Annotated in this window: 27 protein-coding genes, 1 tRNA gene and 1 pseudogene; 19 read left to right on the top strand and 10 right to left on the bottom strand. The window is 53.3% G+C overall.

The features are described 5' to 3' along the window. Nucleotides 1–54: 54 nt before the first annotated feature. From AC2FNN_RS17770 to AC2FNN_RS17740, 7 genes are all read right to left on the bottom strand, one after another. Nucleotides 55–129: transfer RNA gene (locus AC2FNN_RS17770), tRNA-Phe, on the bottom strand. Nucleotides 130–208: 79 nt separating this feature from the next. Continuing rightward, nucleotides 209–391: a DNA gyrase inhibitor YacG gene (locus tag AC2FNN_RS17765; protein ID WP_496759808.1), complete on the bottom strand. Its 183-nt coding sequence runs from the start codon at nucleotides 389–391 to the stop codon at nucleotides 209–211. Next, nucleotides 388–1410 carry a ribonuclease E/G gene (locus tag AC2FNN_RS17760; RefSeq protein ID WP_496759807.1) on the bottom strand — a complete coding sequence of 341 codons (1023 nt, stop codon included), beginning with the start codon at nucleotides 1408–1410 and terminating at the stop codon, nucleotides 388–390. The genes AC2FNN_RS17765 and AC2FNN_RS17760 overlap by 4 nt, the downstream gene beginning before the upstream one ends. After that, nucleotides 1407–1985, bottom strand: coding sequence for a Maf family protein (locus AC2FNN_RS17755; RefSeq protein ID WP_496759806.1), 579 nt, complete (start codon nucleotides 1983–1985; stop codon nucleotides 1407–1409). The genes AC2FNN_RS17760 and AC2FNN_RS17755 overlap by 4 nt, the downstream gene beginning before the upstream one ends. Before the next feature lie 11 nt (nucleotides 1986–1996). Continuing rightward, a complete protein-coding gene (gene infA / locus AC2FNN_RS17750; protein WP_005978431.1) occupies nucleotides 1997–2215 on the bottom strand; it encodes a translation initiation factor IF-1 in 219 nt (72 codons plus the stop codon). 91 nt (nucleotides 2216–2306) lie between these two features. Continuing rightward, entirely contained in the window at nucleotides 2307–3182 is an 876-nt protein-coding gene (locus AC2FNN_RS17745) for a carbon-nitrogen hydrolase family protein (protein WP_496759805.1), read from the bottom strand. A gap of 660 nt (nucleotides 3183–3842) precedes the next feature. Beyond that, nucleotides 3843–4076, bottom strand: coding sequence for a hypothetical protein (locus tag AC2FNN_RS17740; RefSeq protein WP_170743324.1), 234 nt, complete (start codon nucleotides 4074–4076; stop codon nucleotides 3843–3845). Nucleotides 4077–4211: 135 nt separating this feature from the next. Here AC2FNN_RS17740 and AC2FNN_RS17735 point away from each other — a divergent pair, with 135 nt between their 5' ends. The 12 genes from AC2FNN_RS17735 (at nucleotide 4212) to AC2FNN_RS17680 (ending at nucleotide 14124) form a co-directional block, all read left to right on the top strand. Then, entirely contained in the window at nucleotides 4212–4964 is a 753-nt protein-coding gene (locus AC2FNN_RS17735; protein WP_170499212.1) for a Crp/Fnr family transcriptional regulator, read from the top strand. A 446-nt stretch (nucleotides 4965–5410) separates the two neighbouring features. Then, entirely contained in the window at nucleotides 5411–5719 is a 309-nt protein-coding gene (locus AC2FNN_RS17730; protein ID WP_170452327.1) for a hypothetical protein, read from the top strand. A 3-nt stretch (nucleotides 5720–5722) separates the two neighbouring features. After that, on the top strand, nucleotides 5723–6076 hold the full coding sequence (locus tag AC2FNN_RS17725; protein ID WP_170452329.1) for a hypothetical protein: 354 nt from the start codon (nucleotides 5723–5725) through the stop codon (nucleotides 6074–6076). Further along, nucleotides 6066–6920, top strand: a complete 855-nt coding sequence (locus AC2FNN_RS17720; RefSeq protein WP_496759804.1) for a hypothetical protein — start codon at nucleotides 6066–6068, stop codon at nucleotides 6918–6920. The genes AC2FNN_RS17725 and AC2FNN_RS17720 overlap by 11 nt, the downstream gene beginning before the upstream one ends. A gap of 92 nt (nucleotides 6921–7012) precedes the next feature. Beyond that, nucleotides 7013–8212, top strand: coding sequence for an N-acetyltransferase DgcN family protein (locus AC2FNN_RS17715; protein ID WP_496759803.1), 1200 nt, complete (start codon nucleotides 7013–7015; stop codon nucleotides 8210–8212). Beyond that, entirely contained in the window at nucleotides 8209–9330 is a 1122-nt protein-coding gene (locus AC2FNN_RS17710) for an alanine/ornithine racemase family PLP-dependent enzyme (protein WP_170403720.1), read from the top strand. Before AC2FNN_RS17715 ends, AC2FNN_RS17710 begins: the two co-directional genes overlap by 4 nt. A gap of 165 nt (nucleotides 9331–9495) precedes the next feature. Continuing rightward, the gene (locus AC2FNN_RS17705; RefSeq protein ID WP_269149748.1) at nucleotides 9496–9630 is read left to right on the top strand and encodes a hypothetical protein; all 135 of its coding nucleotides are present in this window, start codon (nucleotides 9496–9498) and stop codon (nucleotides 9628–9630) included. A gap of 79 nt (nucleotides 9631–9709) precedes the next feature. Further along, a complete protein-coding gene (locus tag AC2FNN_RS17700; RefSeq protein ID WP_496759802.1) occupies nucleotides 9710–10315 on the top strand; it encodes a hypothetical protein in 606 nt (201 codons plus the stop codon). 524 nt (nucleotides 10316–10839) lie between these two features. Continuing rightward, nucleotides 10840–11472 carry a tyrosine-type recombinase/integrase gene (locus tag AC2FNN_RS17695; protein ID WP_496759801.1) on the top strand — a complete coding sequence of 211 codons (633 nt, stop codon included), beginning with the start codon at nucleotides 10840–10842 and terminating at the stop codon, nucleotides 11470–11472. A gap of 1502 nt (nucleotides 11473–12974) precedes the next feature. Beyond that, entirely contained in the window at nucleotides 12975–13112 is a 138-nt protein-coding gene (locus tag AC2FNN_RS17690) for a hypothetical protein (protein ID WP_170613979.1), read from the top strand. After that, complete coding sequence (locus AC2FNN_RS17685; RefSeq protein ID WP_496759800.1) at nucleotides 13112–13801, top strand: hypothetical protein; 690 nt, start codon at nucleotides 13112–13114, stop codon at nucleotides 13799–13801. Before AC2FNN_RS17690 ends, AC2FNN_RS17685 begins: the two co-directional genes overlap by 1 nt. Before the next feature lie 74 nt (nucleotides 13802–13875). Beyond that, nucleotides 13876–14124, top strand: a complete 249-nt coding sequence (locus AC2FNN_RS17680) for a ParB N-terminal domain-containing protein (protein WP_170447556.1) — start codon at nucleotides 13876–13878, stop codon at nucleotides 14122–14124. Here AC2FNN_RS17680 and AC2FNN_RS17675 read toward each other — a convergent pair. The 3 genes from AC2FNN_RS17675 to AC2FNN_RS17665 all read right to left on the bottom strand — a co-directional run bounded on the left by AC2FNN_RS17675 (nucleotide 14116) and on the right by AC2FNN_RS17665 (nucleotide 16301). Further along, complete coding sequence (locus AC2FNN_RS17675; RefSeq protein WP_496759799.1) at nucleotides 14116–15129, bottom strand: fatty acid desaturase; 1014 nt, start codon at nucleotides 15127–15129, stop codon at nucleotides 14116–14118. The genes AC2FNN_RS17680 and AC2FNN_RS17675 overlap by 9 nt on opposite strands. Nucleotides 15130–15201: 72 nt before the next feature. Next, a complete protein-coding gene (locus tag AC2FNN_RS17670) occupies nucleotides 15202–15408 on the bottom strand; it encodes a cold-shock protein (RefSeq protein ID WP_170430361.1) in 207 nt (68 codons plus the stop codon). A 503-nt stretch (nucleotides 15409–15911) separates the two neighbouring features. After that, a complete protein-coding gene (locus AC2FNN_RS17665; protein WP_496759798.1) occupies nucleotides 15912–16301 on the bottom strand; it encodes a MerR family transcriptional regulator in 390 nt (129 codons plus the stop codon). A gap of 98 nt (nucleotides 16302–16399) precedes the next feature. On the opposite strand from AC2FNN_RS17665, the gene AC2FNN_RS17660 reads away from it, so the two are divergent. The 7 genes and pseudogenes from AC2FNN_RS17660 to AC2FNN_RS17630 all read left to right on the top strand — a co-directional run bounded on the left by AC2FNN_RS17660 (nucleotide 16400) and on the right by AC2FNN_RS17630 (nucleotide 23005). After that, a complete protein-coding gene (locus AC2FNN_RS17660) occupies nucleotides 16400–16723 on the top strand; it encodes a hypothetical protein (protein ID WP_170447553.1) in 324 nt (107 codons plus the stop codon). A 4-nt stretch (nucleotides 16724–16727) separates the two neighbouring features. Further along, nucleotides 16728–16946, top strand: a complete 219-nt coding sequence (locus AC2FNN_RS17655; RefSeq protein ID WP_237217120.1) for a GDCCVxC domain-containing (seleno)protein — start codon at nucleotides 16728–16730, stop codon at nucleotides 16944–16946. A 448-nt stretch (nucleotides 16947–17394) separates the two neighbouring features. Then, the gene (locus AC2FNN_RS17650; RefSeq protein WP_480484409.1) at nucleotides 17395–18342 is read left to right on the top strand and encodes a haloalkane dehalogenase; all 948 of its coding nucleotides are present in this window, start codon (nucleotides 17395–17397) and stop codon (nucleotides 18340–18342) included. A gap of 279 nt (nucleotides 18343–18621) precedes the next feature. Further along, nucleotides 18622–19560 carry a nuclear transport factor 2 family protein gene (locus AC2FNN_RS17645; RefSeq protein WP_496759797.1) on the top strand — a complete coding sequence of 313 codons (939 nt, stop codon included), beginning with the start codon at nucleotides 18622–18624 and terminating at the stop codon, nucleotides 19558–19560. 87 nt (nucleotides 19561–19647) lie between these two features. Then, the gene (locus AC2FNN_RS17640) at nucleotides 19648–19833 is read left to right on the top strand and encodes a hypothetical protein (RefSeq protein ID WP_496759796.1); all 186 of its coding nucleotides are present in this window, start codon (nucleotides 19648–19650) and stop codon (nucleotides 19831–19833) included. 122 nt (nucleotides 19834–19955) lie between these two features. Further along, a complete protein-coding gene (locus AC2FNN_RS17635) occupies nucleotides 19956–22358 on the top strand; it encodes a GAF domain-containing protein (protein ID WP_496759795.1) in 2403 nt (800 codons plus the stop codon). Between the two features lie 119 nt (nucleotides 22359–22477). Then, nucleotides 22478–23005 (top strand): annotated as a pseudogene (locus tag AC2FNN_RS17630) (tyrosine-type recombinase/integrase). Nucleotides 23006–23117 lie beyond the last annotated feature (112 nt).

Genomic DNA, 23117 nt, shown 5'->3' with positions numbered 1-23117 from the left:
GGTGGGACAAAACACACAATCAAGCTTTTGATTTTATTTAGCAAAATTTGAGAGTGGTGCCCGGGGGCGGAATCGAACCACCGACACGAGGATTTTCAATCCACTGCTCTACCCCTGAGCTACCCGGGCACGGGAACGACGTTCGTCGTTAGGTGGGGGCCTTCTATGACTTGCTACAAGCGGTGTCCAGAGGCTTTTTCACATTTTTTCAATGTGGTCGCTTCGGCGTGAAGTCCTGCGTGTCTTCCTCGACTTCAAGGTCCTCTTCGCGCTGCGAAGGAACCGAGTAGGACCCGTTCAACCACTTGGCCAAATCAATGTCCGCACACCGCCTGGAACAAAACGGACGAAATTTCTGCTCGGTCTCGCCTCCGCAAATCGGGCAGCTCATTTCAGGATCTCCATCACAGGAACGCGACCACGCTTTCGCTGCAATTCAAAATGGCCAAGCGGGGTCCAGCCTGCAAGAATCGTCTCGTCCGGGTCTGATCTGAACGCGGCACGCAAAGCGGATTCAAACCCGCGGCGATCCTTCTTTGGCATAGGAGCGAGGTCCAACGTAATCTGACCGGCCAGCCCACGTACGCGCAAAGCACGGGGCAGCATCTTGGCGCAGGCAAAATTGGCCTTGGTGCCCGCCGCCAGCGAGGTGTCCGCTCCGGTGTTTACATCCACGGCGACCAACGCGCGTGTGGGTTCGATGTAAAGATGCCCTCCGCCCGGCAAAGGCTCGGACGCTCCACGCACCATGTCCAGTTCATCCAGAACGCCGTGGGTATCGAACCCGCCCGCCTGGGTCACGACTTCGGCCGGGTCGGTCCAGTCGCGCCAGGCAAGGATATGGGGGCTGTCACCTTCGCTGAGAAGTTCAGGCTCGGTCCCGTCGTCATTCATCACCTGCTCTGCCTGCGCCAACATGGCCGAGATGTCTTCCGCGATCTCTTCGGCATCCGCACCCGCGCAGCAGGAGCGGAGGATCAATCCATAGGCGCTGTTACCCATCTGCTCATGGGCGATTTCAAGCAGTTTATCGCGTATGTCCTCGTCCTTGATGCTGCGCGAAATGTTCAGGCCCGGAGCGTCCGGCGTGACAATCGCATAGCGGCTTTTGAAGAGAATGCGATTGCTCACCGGTATGGCTTTGCAGGGCTCTGCAAAGCCGGTGACCTGTACCAACAACAGGGCACCGGGACCCAAGCCTTTGACTTGTCGCAGGAAAGCAGGTCCATCGGGCGTGGTCAGGAACATTCCGCCCTGCCCCTTGACCGGGCGGTCAGCGCGAGCGCGATAGATCGTGCCGGGTGCGGGTGCGTTCGCGGCGATCAAGAAGTCATCCAGCCTGCCGTCGACCATCAATGCCGCGGCTTCGCGGCCTTGGATGTGGTCCAGAACAATGGTGCGACCTTTCATGATGCCTCTCGGTAAAGTGGATAGCCGATGCCTTGCAGCAAGGCCGCGGTCTCGGACAGGGGCAGGCCGACGATGCCGGTAAACGACCCCGAAATCCAGGGGATGAAAGCCCCTGCAGGACCCTGAATCGCATAGGCGCCTGCCTTGCCGCGCCAGTCCCCGGTCGCCAGATAGGCGTTGATCTCGACGTCCGACAGGCGCTTGACCTTGACCTGTGAGACAACATCACGCTGTAGCACACGGTCTCCGCGCCGGACCGCAACCGAGGTGATCACGCGGTGACGACGACCAGACAGGGAATGCAGAAACTCCGCCGCCTGCCCCGCATCCTCGGGCTTTCCCAGAATCCGGCGCCCCAAGGCCACGGTGGTATCCGCGCAGAGGGTGACGTCGTCTCTATCCGACTGAACCGCCTGCACTTTTTGGCGCGTGATGCGGTTGCAATACGGAACCGGAAGCTCGCCCTTCAAGGGCGTTTCATCGATGTCAGGTGGGCTAATGGCATCGGGCCGCACGCCAAGCTGGGCCAGCAGGTCCAGCCGTCTTGGGCTGCCCGATCCTAGAATGAACGCCATTGCGGCAGGCGTTACTTGAAGCGGTAGTTGATCCGACCCTTGGTCAGATCATATGGGGTCATCTCGACCTGAACCTTGTCGCCAGCCAGAACACGGATGCGGTTTTTGCGCATCTTGCCTGCCGTATGTGCGATGATCTCATGGCCGTTTTCCAGCTCGACCCGAAACGTCGCATTAGGCAGGAGTTCCTTCACGACACCGGGAAATTCGAGCGTATCTTCCTTGGCCATGTTGTCTCCATCATTGCGTTGCGCCCGCAGAATCTGCGGGGGTGTGCGCTTAAATGAGCCTATTTCGGCCTTATTTCAAGGGCGGAATCACCTAAAGAGCGGATATTGTGACCGATTCGACTCGGGCGGCCTGTTCCTCCCAATGGGTTCGGTTCAGCACGTGGCCGTCTGCGCGGACCTCGGCGATGGCTGACAGGTCGACATCCGCATAGGTCCAGCCCGGCTGATTCAAAGTGCCCTCGGCCAGCACACCGGTGGCCGGGAACCCCTTGTCGGGCGGGCCAAAGACGCCACCGGCCCCGGTGTTCATATCCACCGCCTCGGACCAGTCGTTGCTTCCGACCAGTGACGACATGACCGTAACACATTGATTTTCCAAAGCTCTTGACATTGCGCCAATCCGCACGCGCCAGTAACCCGAAAGCGCTTCGGTACAGGATGGCGCAAGGATCAGGTCTGCCTCTTGCAGTGCGCGGCCCAGCAACGGAAACTCGCTGTCGTAACAGATCAACACACCGATCTTGCCCAGCGCGGTGTCGAACAGCTTGAGCGGACCACCCGGGGCAATGTCCCAATCCTCGCGTTCGAACCGGGTCATGATCTGTTTGTCCTGATGGTCGAAACTGCCATCCGGCGCGTAGAAGGCGGCGCGGTTCACCGGACGATCGCTTCCGTCCACGACAGGGGCCGATGCACCCAGAATGTAGGTTTTGTACATCTTTGCGAGGCGGGCATGCAGGTTTTGTACATCCTCCATCCGGTCGGATACGGCCCGGATCGACCGCTCCAGATCGCCGGCAACCTGGGCCCCGTCCAGGGTCGAGAGCTCCATCGCGCCATATTCGGGAAAGACCAGCAATTCAGCCCCCTGCCCGGCAGCCTCGGCAACCCATCGGTCCAGCTTGTCCTCGTACTGCGCCCAGCTGTCGAGCCAGTCGAGATCATATGCAGCGGTTGCGACTTTCATTGATGGGGTCCCCTGAGCCGATGTGTCGTGGCACTAAACCGTGAGAGCCGCCGCGTGTACAGTTCAATCTGGTGCTGAGGGATGGGTGAAGGGGGGAAGAGTCCATACCTGCCGTCGACTAGGATTCTATTCTTTGCATGCGCGGCACGTCGCGAACCAAGCATTCCAGACATTCAAAATCAGTGGTCAGATGGCAGGTGAGCGGACAAACCGGACTTGTGCGATTGCGGCAATTGCTGACGCGGCATTGATTTGCTGTCGCAGCACATTCATCGCTGCGTTGCAGCTGTTGTCGCCAGACCGGTCATTCAAAGCTATGATGATGCGATACTATCAAACTGTAGTTTCGAGGCACATAGGATCAGCAACTTAGACGCCGAACAAAGCCAACGTTTGCGTTGTCGCTGGCAGTGCAGCAGGACAGGCCATGCGGGCCTTCAGCCAGTAAGCAAATTCTCGTTATGGCTCATGCAGGTGGCGAGGAAGAGGGAGTATGTCGCGGTCGTGGAATTTTTCATAAAGTCGAGATATTGCAGAGATTGGAACTTTGGTTCCTGCTTCGTGTTTGAATTGATCAGGAACGAGGCACCAATAGTGCTTCTATTTGTTGTTATGCTTTTTTGACAAGCGTAATCTTGTTTTTCTGACAGGAAATTAACGTTACTGCCGAACGCGATAGCCGGAAGCAATGATCTTGTTTATCAGAACTGCGGCGGCCTGGTGCATGTCCTTTTCATCGTTATTGCCGACTGCTGTTTCGTGGGCAGCAGCTGCGTCATGCAGAACTCCCACAATTTCATGTTCGGGCAGAAGCTCACGATCTTTAATTGCAAGCAAAAGCGCTTCACAAATTGAGAGTGCGGCCATTCCTGAATGGTCTTGCCGGTCAGCCATGGTAGACGTCCTTTTCTAACAGGCGTCCAAGCATGGAAGCGCCACGATGAATTGCACCATACTGGCATAGATTGCTGTATACTTAACTGATCGAAAGCAGTCTTGGCGTCGGATAGTTTCGCGGGCTGCTCATCGATGAAGGAAGAACACTTGCGCACTATCAAAAATAGTCCACTCACCCGAAAGCTTTCAAACTTCGTCGCTCTGACTGAGGTTGAACTTGCGGTATTGGCACGCCTGCACAAGCGTCGCAGAACCTTTGAAGCCGGACGTGACCTTGTGCATCAAGGGCAATCAGAGCAGGCGGCCTACATTCTGGCCTCGGGCTGGGTTTGTTCCTACAAAACCCAGACTGACGGGTCGCGTCAGATCGTCGATTTCCAAATACCGGGTGACTTTCTGGGCTTGCGAAGCGTTCTGTTGCACACCTCGGATCACAGCATAGAACCAATCATGGAAATCCAAGCCATTGAAGTAGTAGTGGATGATCTCCTGGAAGCATTTGCGCAGACGCCCCGGCTGGCGACAGCAATTCTTTGGGCGGTATCTCGAGATGAAGCGATGGTGGTTGAGCACCTGGTCAACATAGGACGGCGAGATGCGGGTGAGCGCATGGCGCATTTTCTTTTGGAACTTGGTGTGAGGCTGACTCAGGTCGGGATGGCAAACAAGACGGGATACACTTGCCCCCTGACACAATACCACCTTGCCGATGCGCTGGGACTGAGTGCCGTGCATGTTAATCGTGTCCTACGGCAACTGCGGGAGAAGGGGTTGGTTACTTTTCAATCCGGGCAAGTGGCATTTGATGATTATGACGGACTGGTGACGTTGGCCGGTTTTGACCCCACTTATCTGGATCAGGCCGGGCCACTGTTGAAGCAATAGGTTCACCCCTTCAGCGATGCCGGGATTTTGATGATAGTTGCCTGGTTAGAGACGCCATTCGCTTCGGCAGATTTTGGATTTCACCGAAAAAGAAGCGCAAGATAAATACAGTCCGATTGCGGTACTGGATTTCCTGCGCTTCTCAAATACTCGTTAAGAACACGCCAGCAAATATCCCGCCAACACACATCACGTTGCCGGAATCCAAACATCGTTGCACTGACGCAGGTTAGTCAATTTTTGGCAGTACCGGATTCTCGGGCACCAAATGCATTTGAGATTCCAATAAAATCTCAGGTCATTGGCCGCAGACTAACATCGATCAGCGCGCGTCTGCCATTTGCACATTATTCTAAATCACAACGCCAGTACTACCGCGGCGCTTACGAGCGTGTACCGCGGCAGACTGCGCGGGGAAGATCCAACAAACTATATGGAGGACCAAGGTGAGCACGAGATCGTCCAGTTCTTTGGTGACGTTTTCAAATCCGTTCTCTTTGTCCGGCTACCCGGATGAACTTCCTGCAGGCGAGTATGAAGTAGTTGTTGAAGAAGAACTACTACAGGGCCTGAGTTTCGAAGCATATCGCAGAACCGGAACCTACCTGACAGTTCAGGGCAAAGGCAGCAAGCCAGGTCGCACGGAAATGCGCCCAATTGACCCAGAAGATTTTGAACTGGCGCTCAAGCAAGACCAAACCTTGGCCACATCTAACAATGACAGCGATGCGGCGCTTTCCCCGCAGGAGGAATAGATTATGAACACGCCCGAATGGCTTAAACCCGGAATCTACGGCGCCCTGATCGGAGGAGTTTTCGTAGGCGTAGTTGGATTTTCTTGGGGTGGATGGATGACCGGCAGTAACGCGGACAAGATGGCCAACGCCATGTCCCGCGACAATGTAATCGCTGCGTTGGTTCCGATCTGCGTCGACATGGCGAGAACTGACACCCAACGCGCCGAAAAAATAACAACGATCAAAGAAGCTTCTTCTTTCAAGCGAAAGGATGCCGTTATGGCAGCCGGCTGGGCAACGGTACCGGGATCCCAAACCCCCAACAAAGATCTGGCACAGGCCTGCATTGAGGGGCTGAACCTGGATGGATCGTAACTCAATCACTCAACATTCGGACAACGCCGTTTGCACCAGGACAAATCGAAAAAATCAGCACTGGTTTTACTCTCACTTTATGACGGCGCTGTTTGTCGGCGTTTTCAGCTGCTTGGCGGGCTCCTTTATCTCATCAAATCCCGCATCGGCCGAAACAAATTCGATGCCGGATAACGCGCATCCCAAAAAGTATGGCGACGGTTGGGAATGCGATTTGTCCTATCGGTTGGAAGGCGATGAATGCGTGGCCATTGTCGTGCCGGGAAATGCCTACCCCACAAACAGAACCTATGGTTCAGGGTGGGCATGTATGCATGGCTTTGTTGAAGTTGGCGGCACCTCATGCACTGAAGTGATTGTGCCTGAGGGTGGATATCTCGATCCATCAGGTGAGAGGTGGCGATGCCTGCGTGGATACACAAGAGTAGACGATGGCTGCCAGAAAATCGTGGTGCCGGATAATGCTTACCTGACGAATAGCACTTATGGATCTGCATGGCGTTGCAACCGTGGCTACGAAAAAGACGGAGAAGCATGCGTGGCAGTAGCGGTGCCGGAAAACGCTTTTCTGAACGCATCAACCAGCGGGCGTCCCTGGACGTGCGAGCGTGGGTATTTTGAGCGCGACGGACGGTGCGATGCCGTCTTTGTGCCTGAAAATGCTTTCTACGATGACGCGATCCATGGAGTTGGATGGAAATGCGAACGTGGCTACGAGGCGTCCGGTGATCGCTGCAATGCAATCGAGCTACCGGCAAATGCCCATATAGACCGATCCGGCAATGGGTGGCAATGCCACAAAAACTATCATCGATCAGAAGGGCTGTGTGTTCTGAACCAGTGAGAATTCAGACAGAAAGCCCACTTTCCCAAACTTCACAATTTTTGCCCGTCCTTACCAAGGACGCACGTTTCACACTCTAAAAAGGAACAAATATGAAACCCGTACCCATTGCGTCGGATGCCAAGCAGTTCATTGCCAGCGATGCGCAAAAGCTGCCGCCTGAACAAGCAGTTTTTCCAGAGCTTCACCGCAAGACACTTGTGACAGATACACCGACTGCAATTGTGTATTGCGAAGGAAACTTCGCAAAGATCGATGGCAAGACGGCTAATGGTCTCGTTCGACATTCACAGGCCTATCGCGTTCTTTCGGTGATCGACAGCACGTATGGCGGTTGTGACAGTGGCAAAGTGCTTGATAATATCGCAAATCAGGTTCCCATCTTCGATGATCTTGATGCCGCCGTCGCTAATGAAGCTACGATCCCCGACACTTTTATTTACGGAATGGCGCCGGCCAGCGGCAGAATGTCCCTTGAGGATCGCGAAGTTGTTGTGGATGCGATAACGCTCGGAATGAACATCGTCAGTGGGCTGCATGAATTTCTTAGCGATGACAAGGAGCTCGCCGGATTTGCCAAAATTCACGATGTCACGATACGCGACATTCGCAAGCCGCGGCCAAATCCCGACCTGCGCCTGTTAGATGGCAGTATTGGAGACGTCCAGGCGATCCGCATCGCGGTGTTCGGCACCGATTGTGCAATTGGAAAGCGTACAACCGCGACAATCCTGACAAGTGCCCTTAACGCGCATGGGATCAAAACAGTTTTGGTCGGTACCGGCCAAACTGGTTTGATGCAGGGCGCCAAGTATGGTGTCGCGATGGATTCGGTGCCGCCGCAATTTTGCTGTGGCGAGCTTGAGCGCGCTGTTGTTGCAGCATCTGAAGATGAACACCCGGATGTCATAGTGATCGAGGGCCAGGGCGCGCTAAGCCATCCGGCCTTTTGCACATCAGCCTTCATTCTGCGAGGCAGTCAGCCACATGCAGTTATTCTTCAACACGCGCCCAAACGAAAACGTCGATGTGATTTCCCCAACATGACAATGCCCGACCCTTGCGATGAAATCACCCTGATCGAGGCTTTTGCGAACACAGAGGTAATTGGCATGACGATCAACCATGAAGGAATGAATGATATTGAGATTTCAAAGGCCATCACAGATTATAACCGCAAATTGTATCTCCCGGTCACTGACGCATTGAACCGTCCTCCAAAAAACTTGGTGAATATGGTTCTATCTGCCTTTCCGCGCTTGCAACCCGTACGTGCTACGACGATTGAATGAGCAAGCTGCGTATTGACGTTGATCTGGACAAAATTCGGTACAACACACGGTTCCTGGTCGACCACCTTAGACCCCGCGGAATTACGGTGACAGGTGTGACAAAAGCCGTTTGCGGTCATCCTGAGATTGCGAATGCTATGCTAGAAGGTGGCGCGACAGGGCTGGCGGACGCGCGGATCAGCAATATCATACGTATGCGCGATGCTGGGATCTCGTGCTCCATATCCTTGATCCGAACGCCCATGCTGAGCCAGGTCGCGCAAGTTGTTGATAACTGCAATGTCAGCTTCAACACAGAAATGGACATTATCGCAAGCCTGGCCGTGAGTGCGCTGGGAAAGAACATTACTCACAGTATTATCCTGATGGTGGAAATGGGGGATATGCGGGATGGCATCTTGCCTGAACACCTTGAGCGCACTGTGTCTCAAATTCTTAGAATGGAAGGGATTTCTCTGAAGGGGATTGGTGCAAATTTTGCCTGTCTGGGTCATGTGGCACCCTCTGCAGGAGCAATGGAATTGCTTTCGTCGCTTGCCGTCGATACCGAACTTGCAAGTGGACCCGCTCTGGAAACAGTGTCAGGCGGCGGTTCTGCCAGTTTGCCATGGGCGCTTGGCAAGGGGGCGACCGGAAAGATCAACAACCTGCGTCTGGGTGAGGCCATCCTGTTAGGTACCGATCCCGTTTCGGGATACGCGATCGACGGGCTTTACACAGATGTTTTTACGCTTTGGGCGGAAGTGATCGAAACGAAGACCAAATCAAATCCAAATCCCTTGCAATTGAATTATCCCATACCTTCAATGCAGTGTGTGACTTTAGACAGTCCTTCGAACACTCGGTCGATCCTTGCCATTGGACTCCAGGACACCGATGCGGCGGGTCTAATTTTCCCTGCTGGCGTCACGTTCGTCGGAGCCACCAGTGATCATATCGTTGTTGAAAACACCAATTGTCTGCTTCGCCCTGGTGGCGAGGTGAAGCTGAAATTGAACTATAGCGCGCTCTCGCGCGGCATGGCTGCACCCGATGTAGCAAAAGTCTTCCATGGTGATGGCGCATTGGTTGACTGCACCGCAGCGAACACTGATCGCCCATATTCGAAGCGAAAGTAGCGCGCCAGGGTTGCCGCCGCCTCGGTTCTGCTTCATCCACCCGTCTTATTCTACGGCTTTACGTAGTAAATTGGGCCACCAATACCTATATTGGTGGTACCCGCATTCACTTTTCACACCCTATCTGGGCTCGTGAGTGTTGCGGACAATCAAAGGATCAAAATGATGTCTTTCAAAGACCTTACGACCAGAGCGGCTGCCGCACTGAAGGAAAACGATGCGGACGCGTCAAAAAAAGAAGTGACGTCGAAAGGGCAGGACGCCGTCCCCGAAAAATCAAAGCCTAAACCTCAAAACTGATAATACCCTGCCGGGAGCGGGTGGCTTGTTCTTGTTTACATCTCCGAGCGAGCGGTATCAGCAAAGGAGAACTACCCAAATGAACCAACTAATCAGCAAGACAATCGCAGTCTTTTCCAGGCCGTTTACTTTCCCTGGCTTTGACGAATTACTCCCGGCGGGCGAATACGACATAGAAACTGAGCTTTCCGCACCACCAGATTATTTGGATCCAGAAGCCTGGAAAGCATCAGTGCTAATCTTTCTGCTTCCACGGAAATCTCACCCCGGTCTGGCGCGAACGTTGACCGTTTCTCTTACTGATTTGGAGAGAGCCCGCGCAAGGGATAAATTGTCTGCGAAGGAGTTGTCGCAATTCCTGCTCGACCAACTCTTGGCCGATCCGATGGTGCAACTGATCATGGAAGCTGACGGTGTGTCTGAGACTCAACTTCGGCACCTCTACTCGGAGTCGCTCATTTCTGAGGCAGACGACGGATCATCAGATCAACGAGCCATACCACGAGGATGCGCAAGCGGTTCTCGGTATGCTTTTGCTGTCCAAGCTGCTGAGAACGAAGGAATGCCAGTTCGTCCTATTAAAACCCCTCGGATTACAGGCCGTCCCATCGGACAGTCTGAACCAGGCAGCTCCTTCAATCTCAAGGCTTCGGGCTCGGAACTTTCTTTTCCAGTCGCTGTATAAACCAAAACAGAAATCGAGGCTAAGAACTGATGGAAGACTTCGACAACGACGCAGATACGATCATGGCTCGCGCCCACAATGACGTGCCGCAAGAACGCCCGTGTCTTCGTTGCAGAACGCCATTCTGGAGCGAAGGGTTCGGAGAGCGGATTTGTCGACGCTGCAAGGGGTTGAGCGCGTGGCGAAATGGCGTATCAGTAAGCCCTGGGTTAGCTCGGCGTCGCTGATAACCTGACGCCGGTCTTACCAGCTTTTCTGATCATATCTCATTTTATCTTATTGGTGCTGACCCGGGCCTTTTAACGTGGAACCCGATCGGTAATCGGTGCTGAAGACGAAGCGTACGCGCGGTTTGGACTCGAACCGTTCTTATGCGTAGTGATATGGGCTCAAGCCGCCTAATGCACACACTTAAACCATGCCAGTATTCATAATCGGACAGCAGGCATTCACGCCGCTTGTACTATTCGGTGGTCAGCGCGGTGCTGTTGCTTGGGTGCGGAGGGTGGATCGGAGTGCAAAATATGCTAAGAGTCCAACTACCTGCAGTCACCCCAAAACCCAGAGCTTGGAACAAGGGGCGGATCATCGGTCAGAAACGACCGCTACTCCCAAAACAGGTCTGGGCGATCCGTGCCCGGCTCGAACTTTCTGGAAATCTGCGTGATCTCACAATGTTCAACGTCGCGATTGATAGCAAGCTACGCGGCTGCGATCTGGTCAAACTCGCTGTGACCGATCTTGTCAAAGACGATCGCGTCCGTGAGCGTGTTTCGGTGATCCAGAGCAAAACCAAGCGATCTGTTCAATTCGAACTGACGGAAAACACGCGAGAAACTGTATTGGTATGGGTAAAATCACCGGAAATGTTTGCTAGCCGGTTCATGTTTCCAAGCCGATTCCATGATCGACCACACATCTCGGCGCGCCAGTATGGCAGGCTGGTTCGAGACTGGGTGACCGCAATCGGATTGGAACCGAGCGGATATGGCACGCATTCGCTTCGCCGAACCAAAGTAGCTGAGATCTACCGCAAGACAGGAAATCTCCGCGCGGTCCAACTTCTGCTTGGGCACATAAAGGTCGATAGCACCGTGCGATACCTGGGCGTTGAATTGGAAGACGCGCTAAGCATTGCAGAGCGCATAGACATCTGAGACAGTTTGGCGAGCGGCGCTGTCGGTCGCCAATCCATAGTGGTTCTAGTTCTTTTACGCAGGAGTGGGACGTAGCGTGCCCTGAGCGGAAGTGTCAAAATCTTGTTGCGTACGCTCGCAGCACAGTTTTCTCGGCTCAGGCGCAATTTACAGGGTGCGGGACCGAGCGGCCATTTGATCACGCCGCGAGTACTTGTGCAGAAGCGGCGCGAAAATCGCTGCGTTGCAGCCAATGTTATCAGGCCAGTCATTCATAGTCACGGGGAAGCCTTGATCACATACTCCTCTTTCGCCGCACTCAGGCCAGACAATTTCTTTCGGTAGTTCACCAAGGATCTTGGTCACCGGCAGTTTCAAAAACTACCTGCCCTGGCGGTACTTCCATTTCGACAAGGGAAACTTCCTTGACTCTATTCTGGCTAAGGACCACAAAAGTGCATTGGTGAAAGTTACTCGTCGCCGCGATGCTGCCGGCTTCGATGATCCAATGGCCTTCAGAATAACTGTAGCATGTGCCCCAGCATAGGAACGGGTTTCGCTGGGGTCTTCGCTATGAGCTCGTTCCTCGCAAGCATTCGCAACTGTCACCTGACAAGCCCCAGTCATCGCGTGAACCATGAAAGAAGGCGCCGTATGAACTGCACATGGCTTATAAATTGCGTGTTTGATGCCCGATAGATTAGGTCTCAGGCTCCTTTTCAATCAGTCATTCATCGTGTTTACGCGCTGCATTCTTTGTTTGATCCCGACACTCTTGGTGTTGCTCTCCGGAACGCAGCTTCCTGCCCAAGTCGCAGGCAATGCTGATGGATCGGTCTGTGACGAAGGCTTCGAAAACAAGAACGGATCGTGTCAAAGAACAGACGTACCAAAAAACGCATATTTGACGGGTAGCTCCTATGGCAGCGGCTGGGAATGCAATCATGGTTTTCAAAACGTTGGAGAACTCTGTGAGGAAATAAGAGTTCCGGAAAATGCCTATCTTGCCTCAACCGGAGATCGGTGGGAATGCAACCGGTTGTTCCAGCGTATCGGGGACGAGTGTGAAGAGGTGATTTCACCTCAAAATGGGTACGTCGAAACTAGGTTTGGCGTACAAGAAATACACTGCAACTGGGGATTTCGTAAGGAGGATCAGGATTGTGTTGCGATTAATGTCCCGAGCAACGGCCGCCTGACTGACAAAAACAGCGCGGATGGTTGGGTGTGCCTCAGAGGTTACAGGGCAGCGGAGAGTAGCTGTGAACCTGTGGCAATTCCACAGCATGCATATCTTGCGCCTGAAACCTTTTCTGGATGGAAATGCAAACGAGGTTATCGCGCAAACCGGGACAGATGCATTGCGATCCTTGTCCCTTCAAATGCTCACTTGAATCGGAGAGGTGACGGTTGGGAATGCAATCGGCCGTTTACACGACAGAACGATAAGTGCACCGAAAATGTGCCGCGACAATAGGTTGGTGGGAACCAATACCTCCTGACATATCCGGAAGGACGAATCCGTGAACCATAACTCGATTGACGAAAACCTGGGTAAAATACTCAAAGCCGAAAAGGCGCAACGCTGGTCCTACAGCATAAAGATGTTTGTCGCATCGGCGGTGATTGTTGCGGCCATAATTGTGGTGGTGTTTCTCTGATGCGTAAAAGCACCCCTCGGGTTAGCCTCCGACACCCAAAATCGGCAATTCGCGACCTAGAACAAAGAGCATTTCAGGAACGCAGTGTTCGTAAGTCGCGGAACGCTGACGTAGCCGGTGTGATTGAGGAACAGTTTGGCAAGTACTTGATTAAGGCCGGCATTCTGAGCGGTAACAGCGTTGCGCGCGCATTCCCCAAGCCACCAGCTAAAACGCAGGCAATGATTGCCGATGCAGTTGGTGAAACACCAGAGTTGGCCATTGAAGCCTTAAAAGGAATTCTCGAAGAACGAGACAGGAAACGTAGCGGTCAACGACGTTTGGAAGGAAACTCCGGCACGCTCGTTCCCAGTGCAAGAGAATATGCAGAGGCATTGCGCCAGATCAGGCTCACCCCTGCGCAGGTCACAATGCTCAAAGCACTTACTATCGCAGGTAGGGAAGGTCTGACCATTGGTCACTTGTCTCAGGCAGCCGGTTACAAATCACGCGAGGCCTCCATCAAGGTTTTCAAGAAAATCGGACTATTGATCGCAGAATATCTGGAACTGGACCTACCCGAAGCCGGATCGGTACAGAATGATGGCGCCGCTCAGGTCCTGGCATTTTCTCACATCGAAAGTGACGATGAGCCAGCAACTTGGATTATGCATCAGGAACTGCGCGACGCTGTTCGTTCGGTTCTATGACGTACGTTCCAGCCCCCGCTTTTGTAGAGAACTCTGAACCGGAACAAATGCACGAAAGGTTGCACACGTAGCTTATGCTGGAGAAGAAACCATACCCGCTCGACCTGATCTATGTACCTGTGAAGCGTGCAAAAACACTTGATCAGCAAAAAGTCCTGACGCTGGCCGAAGATATCCTGAAGAACGGCCAGAAGACCCCGATTCAGATACGCGCGGACAACAAGAGGTTCGTGCTGATTGAAGGCCTTCACCGACTAGAGGCCATTCGCGCCCTCGGCGGTGATACTGTCGACGCCTTTTTGGTGCGCGCCAGATTACACTAAACTCTTGTTGGGATTGGCGTTCGACAAAGCCTGAGAAAACGTCAGCAGGCGCTGACTTTCTTCATCCCAAAGATGCAATCGTGCGCAATGAAGGCTCTCATATAGAGTAATACGCTGGCAATTTTCCAACTCGGAATGGTCACGCAAAACCTCGTTTAGCCGATAAAACGGTATGCGGCTGGCAAGGTGGTGAACATGGTGCACACCGATATTGGCAGAGAACCACCGCAGGATGCCTGGCAGGGCGTAGTGAGAACTTCCATAGAATGCGGCGTTCTGAAGATTCCACACTTCTTCCCGCTCCCAAGTCGTGTGTTCAAACTGGTGTTGAATATAGAATAGCCAAATACCAATCGATGCGGCGACGATCATGGTTGGAAGGAATACAAAAACCAGTACATCCAGGCCTCCGGTCCAAAAAATCAGAGCCAGGACCACCGCAATCGCGGCGTTTGTTCCCATTGCACTTGCCCAATTCAGCCAGCCTGACCGCATGAAACCAAAGGGCAAGCGATTTTGAAAAAAGAACGTGTAGACCGGTACTATACAGAACAGGAAGAAGGGGTTCCGGATTAACCTGTAAGCGGCACGCCCGAACCAATTCCGTTTCAGGTATTCCTCAATGGTCAATGTAGGAATGTCACCCAGACCACGCCGATCAAGGTTACCGGTTGAGGCATGGTGAATCGCATGGCTTTGCCGCCAGACGTCATAGGGTGTCAGGGCGAGAACACCCAGAACCCGGCCGGTCCAATTGCAAACGGTGCGGCTTCTAAAGAAAGATCCGTGACCACAATCATGCATGATGATGAAGATACGCACCAGAAATGCGGCGTTCAGGATGGCCAATAGAACAGTGACCCAGATACTAAGGGATAGCGCAAACCACGCTGCGCCCCATAGCGCGAAAAAGGGGATGACAGTGATTGTCAGTTCAATAACGCTACGCTTCGTATCGGGCACACGGTATTGCGCGAGCGCCCGGGTCAATTCCTGCTGTTGCAACTGACTTGTTCTCCAAGGGCTTTTAGCAGCCCATTGTGCAAACGGGCACCCCATAAGGGTGCCCGTAAAAGGTCAGGCCAGTGCCAGATTGGCGGCGCTGTCGCGCCCGTCACGGCCAGCTTCGACGTCAAAAGTGACCTTCTGGCCGTCCTTCAATTCGCTGATGCCGGAACGCTCAAGTGCTGAGATATGCACGAACACATCGCGCTTGCCATCTTCAGGTTCGATAAAGCCAAAACCTTTGGTCGAGTTGAACCATTTTACTGTGCCATTTGCCATGGTGGAAGTCTCCTAATACTTGCCGCCCGCATTATTGCGGCGACTCGGCGTGGTCGGTCTGAATCGAAAGACTGAACGCCGAGTTTGGGAGACAGCAGGTCGAAAAAGAAAAACGTAAGCCCTGTGTATATGGACTTCGAGTACACACGATACAAGCCTTGATACAACGGAAAGCAACAGAAGATCTAAGTCTGCCCAGCCCAATTTGGGACAAAGATAAGCAGAACCATTGCTCTGTGGTTCGGAAATCAGAGGTCGGCTTCCGATAAAACCTGCCGAATGCGTATGCAGCAAATTGATTGCTCAGGCACGGCAGGTAGGGCTCACTGTCCGAAATCGCCGCGTGCTTCAAGAACACCGCGGCAAGGCACAAATGTTCATTGAGTGATTGAAACATTGCTAAATCAACGAGTTGACCTCTCTAACGAACGGTAGATTCTGCGCGGCCCGAATCTTGGGTCATGCTGCGTTGGCATAGGGCGACTGCGAGCCTCAAAGTGCCATTAGTAGGTCCGTATCTGCGCAAGCATCGGGCAAGAAACGTTCCCGATGTTACAGTTGGCCGTAAGTTCATTCAGGGCGGCCTCCAATCGCTTAAGTTCGATTATCTTCATACGCACATTGGAGATATGAAGCTCGGCCAGTTCCTTAACGGATTGGCAATCCTCGCTATCACCTTTGGATAGGTTGAGAAGCACCTTTGCATCGGCAAGCGAAAAACCCATGTCTCGGCACTTCCTTAGAAAACGAAGCCGTCCAACATCGTGCGCGGAGTACATGCGTCGATTATTCGATGCCCTTTCTGGTTTCGGCACGATCCCTTCGCGTTCGTAGTAGCGGATAGTATCAATTCCGACACCGCTTTGCCGGGATGCCTCCCCAATCGCAAACATGTGAGATTTCCTGTCTTGATCCTGTAGTGGCTACAGAAGTTAAACGAGAGGTTGTTGTCTCTACAACTCCGCGCGACGTAGTCCATCAGGGAAACAGAATGCAGAAGTACCTTAGCCTCAGCTATTTGGGATCGCTATCAGCGCTTGGCGTCGCGACTTGCTGCGTTTTGCCCATGACGATGATGTTACTGGGGCTGGGTGGCAGTTGGTTGGCAATCTTTGGGAAGGTTGCCGCAGCGAGTTACTATGTGCTGACGATGTCAACGGCGCTCGTCGTGATATCATGGATGGTATCTTATCGGCGCGGTTCCTTGCCGACGTTGAAATGGTGGCTTGCAGGAACGACTCTAATCACCGGCGTGGGTTGGGTCGTTGTGTTTAACGAGGCATGGATTAACGATTACCTGATCATGCAGATGTGAGACTATGACAAAACAAACTGTAGTCCTAGAAAGCACCCTGATTTGCCCGAAGTGCGGCCACAGTGAAACCGAGCAAATGCCAACGGATGCTTGCCAGTGGTTCTATGAATGCAAGTCGTGCAAAACAGTTTTGAAGCCGTTGGAAGGCGACTGTTGTGTTTACTGTTCATATGCCACGGTCCCGTGTCCACCAATTCAGCTAGGCGATAGCTGTTGCGGATGAAGTGAAGGACGGTTTTGTTGAGCGAACTGTGAGCCGCCGCCGCGAGCATCGCTGCTATTTGCATGAATGACAGTTTTTTCCGCTGCTTGGCCGCACAAGGTATTCGGCAGTTGCAGTGTCGTTACTGCTGCAAGCGCATGCAGCAATAAAATCCAGGGTACAGGTTGGGCTCACTCGACCATTCGAGGCAATTCGCGGAGAAAGTCGGCAGAGAGCCCATTCTGTGAATTCGATTTTCTCGCTGCGCACGCACGCGGCGAGAAAGATTCGGCATGTGCATAAACTTCTTCGATGCATGGCAGTGGTCAAACCGGCCATCTGTGCTGCGCGCGGCGAAGATTTCGAAGGCAACGAGCTGGTCGTGGACGAAGTTGCCATTCATTCGTGAATTGCCATGTCAGCTTGTGAGAAACTCTGAATGATGCAAATTTAGCCAACAGAAACAGAAATGCAGGGAACAGGATTGTCACCTATTGACGCAGTACGTACGCCAGACGATCGTTTTCTAAACCTGCCTGATTTCGCCTGGCATCCTCAGTACGAAGATCAGTTGGCCGGGTATGAAGGCCTGCGGATGGCAAGAATAGACGAAGGTCCGCAGGATGCAGAGCGGGTGTTCTTGTGCCTTCATGGGCAGCCTTCATGGAGTTTTTTGTATCGGCATATGATCCCGGTCTTTCTCGAGACTGGCGCCCGAGTTGTCGTTCCTGACCTGTTCGGTTTCGGCCGGTCTGACAAACCTATCCAAGACAATTGCTACACTTTCACATTTCACCGACAGAGCTTGATCGAGTTGATTGAAACGCTCGATCTCAAAGGAATTACACTCGTTGTACAGGATTGGGGTGGGCTTCTTGGTCTTACCATTCCACCAGACATGCCTGATCGCTTCAATCGGCTATTGGTTATGAACACAGTTCTTGGCTTGGGTGGCGGTAGCAGCGAAGGATTCGATGCCTGGAGGGAATTCCACCGAACTCAACCGGACTATGATGTGGCCGCATTGTTTCAAAAATACGTGCCCGGCATGAGTGATGAAGTTGCGGCCGCTTACGCCGCCCCTTTCCCGGACGCGCGTTATCGGGGCGGCGTGCGGAAGTTCCCGTCGCTGGTAATGACCGAACCCGACATGGAGGGCGTTGATGTGTCGCGACGTGCAGCGGCATGGTGGAAAACTGACTGGTCGGGCGACAGCTTCATGGCGATAGGAGAAGCAGATGTTCTGATCCCGCCGAGGCTGATGAAACGCATGCACGAAATATTGGGCGTAGTCCGCCCACCTCTGATGTTGCCAGACGCAGGTCACTTCGTTCAGGAGACCAACGGAGAACAAGTTGCTCGCGCGGGCTTGTCTGCATGGGAAGATGGAGGACATCTCATTCGGCCTAAGGGTTGAGAATTGGGAACTTCGTGCAGACCGCCGCATGAATAGACAAAACACGGAAAAAGCCGCCAGATGCAGTTATCTCGAAAGTGATCTTTGCGTGACGTCGAAAATTCTGAGTGCTTTGATACCATGGGTTATCTGTTGCGCTAGCCGCGGCTTTCCGCGCTGCTGCTGCATTTGGTTTTCACCGGTTCTCTATTTTTAGAGTGCTATGCGCAAGACGCTGTAGTTGCTATCATTCACTTGATGACAGACCGGATATGCCCTTCGCCAGAACTTGCAGCCATAGTGGAACGTTGGATCAAAGCGTACGGGCGCGGCGACGGCGAAACGGTCGCACATCTTTTCTCTGACGATCCCGCGTTGTCCTATTTTGGCTCTGACGAGGATGAGGCGTGGCGGGATGACGCGCTACGTCGTGGCATGGCGCAATATATTCAGGAGGTTCCACGGTTTCAGTGGCGCCCGGATGAACTGCGTGGTTTTGAATGCGGATCCCTTGGCTGGGTGGAATGGAAGGCAACCATCGACGCGATTGAAACGGGACAATCCGCGCAATTGCGCTCCACCGTCATTTTGAACCTCGACAAGGGTTCCTGGAAAATCGTGCATGTTCACAACTCTATTCCCGTCAACAATGTTGAAGGCTTCGGCTACGAGGCAAAAGGTTTTGAGGAACTTCTCGATGCCGCCCTGTCCACCCCATACGAACTTGGGCAAAGCGGAATAGCGACTGTCATGTTCACAGATATCGCCGACAGCACGACCATCGCTGAAACGATAGGGGATACACTCTGGACCGATTCTGTGCGCAGGCACCTAAAGCTGGTCGAGACCCATATCGTCGATAGCGGTGGGCAATTAGTGAAATCGCTTGGTGACGGTGTCATGTCTACCTTCGGATCCGCGAGGGCTGCCCTGTTAGCGGCTCAGAATATTCAGCGCGCCAATGCAGCTGAAACCGCCGAACCGAAACTGCAAGTTCGTATTGGTTTGCATACCGGCGAAGTGATTACTTCTGGCGCCGATCACTTCGGAACAGTGGTAAACAAGGCCGCTCGCATCGCGTCGCTTGCTGCGCCAAGTGATATCTGTGTGTCAGACGCCACGCGGATCATGGTTGGCGGGTCGAATGAGTTTCTTTTTCGCGACCCGATGACAATTCCGCTAAAGGGTCTGGATGGGGAGCACTCAATAATTAAACTCGATTGGCAAAGAACCACCTAAGAACTGGCCTCCCAGCCAAAAATGGTAATCCGCCATCCTTGCCCAGGCTCATTCGGCAACAGAAGCGCATATAAAAGAGATTTTGGCTTGAGTATTCTTCTCACCATTGCAGACAGTGCCGAAGATTTGACCGCGATTTTACAGGACCTGCATGCTCATCCGGAAATCGGCTTTACCGAAACGCGCACGGCACAGATCGTCGCCCGCCATTTGCATAATTTCGGCGTGGATCAAGCCCACGCTGGAAGCGCTCATCCTGGCGCGCGATGTTGAATGGAGACTCTCATTTTAGTTGGTAGGGTCGAACTGGCAGATCCTGGACAAATGCTCATTCGCATTTGGACCCGTCGTTGATTGGCAGCGTTGGTGCATTTGTTTGGCATGCGAAGTCCTACATGGTTAAATTCGACAAGCGTAAAGAGGTGGTTGAGATGGGCGCGCGGGGCTCGCGAGGGGGATTAGATCGAGAAAGTCTGCTGAGTGATCTCGCGCGCGGACAACAAAGAGAGGCGGCCACACGGAGCATTCTTGAAGTCATCAGCCAGAGCCGTGAAGACGAAAAACCTGTCTTTGATGCGATCCTCGACCACGCTTGCAAGCTCTGCAATGCGCCGTTTGCGGGGCTGGTTTTGGGTACTGCAGATGACAACGCGCAGACGCTGGCCGCTCACAATGGTATGTTCCAAGCAGCAGTCGATTTGTTTGAGAGTGGGCAGATGAGTATGGACAGAGACTTGTCCTACGCGGCGCGATCAATCATTGATGGTCGTCTTGTTGCATTCGACGATATGGGAACAAGCGAACTTTACAAAAATGGCAGTCCTATTGTCCGTTCCATGGTCGATACTTCAAACATCCGAAGTGTACTTTTTGCTCCATTAATCAAGGACGGCGCCGGAATAGGATGTTTAACTCTGTTTCGGCGAGAGATCAGTCCTTTCAATCCGTCAGAGGTGTCGCTAGCTCAGACGTTTGCTGAGCAAGCCGTGATCGCAATTGAGAACGTGCGTCAATTTCACGAAATTCAGACCCGGCTTGAACGCGAGTCTGCGACACGAGAAGTTCTCGAAGTGATTAGCCGTTCCCGCGACGATGAAAAACCTGTGTTCGATACAATCCTCAACAGCGTATTGCGTTTGTGCGATGTGGATATGTCGGCTTTGGCGATGCTCAATAAAGAGGGAACACATCTTGAACTCATAGCAAATGCTGGTGCTCGGTTTCTGAAATTGAAACCGGGCGAAGAAAAATGGCCGATTGACAGCGATTTGACTGTGTCCCGAGCAGTTCGTGAGCGTCGCAACATCGTTACTGAAGACTTGCGCGATGACGTATACCACCGGGGAGAACCAACGCGAGTAGCACTCGTAGAGAAAGAAGGTATGCGCTCCCAATTGGTGATCCCTCTAATGGCAGATCAACGCGCAATAGGTTCCTTCGTTCTGCAGCAAAGAACAAAGCGATCTTTTTCACAGGACGAAATCTCGCAGCTTCAATCCTTCGCCGCGCAAGCCGTGATTGCCATTGAGAACGTACGCCAATTCCGCGAAGTGCAAGAGCGACTTGCTCACGAGAAGGCCTCGGCCGAAGTGTTGGACATCATCAGTCGGTCACGCGCAGATGAGCAGCCCGTTTTTGACATTATTTTGGAAAGCGTATCTCGGCTCTGTCACGCCCCGCTTGCGCTCCTGCATATCACAGATAATCGGCGCAAGCGCGTTAGATGCGCCGCCTACCTAGGCACTGGACACGAGTTTGCTTCCAAGTTGTCTGAATTTGATGAAGACCTCCACAACTCCAAGCTGGTTGTTGTGGAAGCAATCCGCTCCGGGAAAATTATACAAGTCAATGACCTCGCCGATGACGCGCTTTATCATGCGGGAAACGAGTGGCGACGCAAAATTGTAGACGAGGAAGGTGCGCGATCTTTTTTGTCAGTGCCGTTACTTTCTGGCGCGCAAGCAGTGGGAACACTCACGCTCTACAGGCGGGAAGTTCTGCCGTTCACTGAAGACGACATAAGTCTTGTCAAAGGATTCGCGGCACAGGCGGTCATCGCCATAGAAAACGTGCGCCAATTTAAGGAGTTGCAAGCCCTGAACGCTGAATTGGGGGAAAGAGTTGACGCGCAAGTCGGAGAGATCGAGCGCATGGGCAAGCTGAAGCGCTTCCTTCCTGCCGCCGTGGCGGACACGGTTATCTCCTCCGGTTCAGACAAGATGCTGTCGAGTCACCGGGCCTTTTTAGGGGTTCTCTTTTGTGACATCCGCGGCTTCACTGCCTTCTGCGAAACCGCCGAACCCGAAGAGACAATTGAGGTTCTACAAACTTATCACCAAGAGATGGGCAAGCTCATCAACGCCCATGGAGCGGGCGTCGATCACCGAATGGGTGATGGGATAATGGTACTTTTCAATGACCCCATCCGATGCGACGACCCTGCGGGCAACGCCGTGCGCCTTGCCGTCGCCATGCGTTCACGCATGTCTGAACTCGGTCAAGAATGGAAGCGCATGGGCTTCCGTCTGGGCTTCGGAGTGGGCGTTTCGCTTGGCTATGCAACTGTTGGGATGGTGGGCTACGAAGGCCGGTCCGACTACACCGCCTCTGGCACTGCCATCAACGTCGCCTCCCGTTTGTGCGAAATGGCCGAGGACGGTGAAATCCTTCTCAGCACCCGTGCGGCAATAGCAGTGGAGGACGACTTCTCGTCGGTCTCGACAGGAGATCTTGTGCTAAAGGGTATCCGAGAACCGGTCGAAGTGTTCAAGTTAACGGCAGATTTTGATGTCCAATGAACGGATAAAATCAACTGCGGCTGCTTGGGGCTCATTCTGTTGAAAAACAATGTGTTGCTGGCCCAGAATGCAGTGACCTGAACACGGCGCGAGCACCTTTTTAGTCAGGCTTTGCGCATCTGCAGCGGTGCGCGAAAGATCTTCGCCAATTTGCAAAGGTTCTGGGCGGTAATTCGCGCGACCTGGCGCTCTTCAATGTCGCCATCGACAGCAAACTGCGCGGGTGCGATCTTGTTCGACGGACCTAGCAAGCAGCGGGCGTCCCCGAGCGCGCGCGTCAATCTTTCAGAGCAAGACCGGTCAGCCAGTTCAGTTCGAACTTACTGAAAGCACAAGGGATTCTGTCATGACATGGGTGAACTCACTCGAAATGATGCATATCGATTTCATGTTCCCGAGCCGGTTTCACGACCGTCCCTAAATCTCTACGCGCCAATACGGAAGATTGGTGCGCGATTGGGCTTGAGCCCAGTGGGTATGGCACGCACTCGCTACGGTGAACGAAAGCGTCGGAAATCTATCGCAAGACAGGCAACCTACGCGCGATGCAATTGCCGCTCGGCCACACCAAGGTCGATAGCACCGTTCGCTATCTGGGCGTTGAGCTAGAAGACGCCCTCAGCATCGCTGCGAAGATCGACCTCTGAACGATGGTGGCGGGCGGCGTGTGCCGTTCGCCATCCGAAACCGGCCTGCCCAAATTTTCGTGCATCCGACCGGATAGAGCCCATGGCAGTCATTGCCTTTTTTCGCTGCGAG

This window comes from Ruegeria sp. BHSA118, assembly GCF_059613405.1.
The sequence above is the reverse complement of the archived record's forward strand: the minus strand, read 5'-3'. Positions and strand labels throughout refer to the sequence as shown.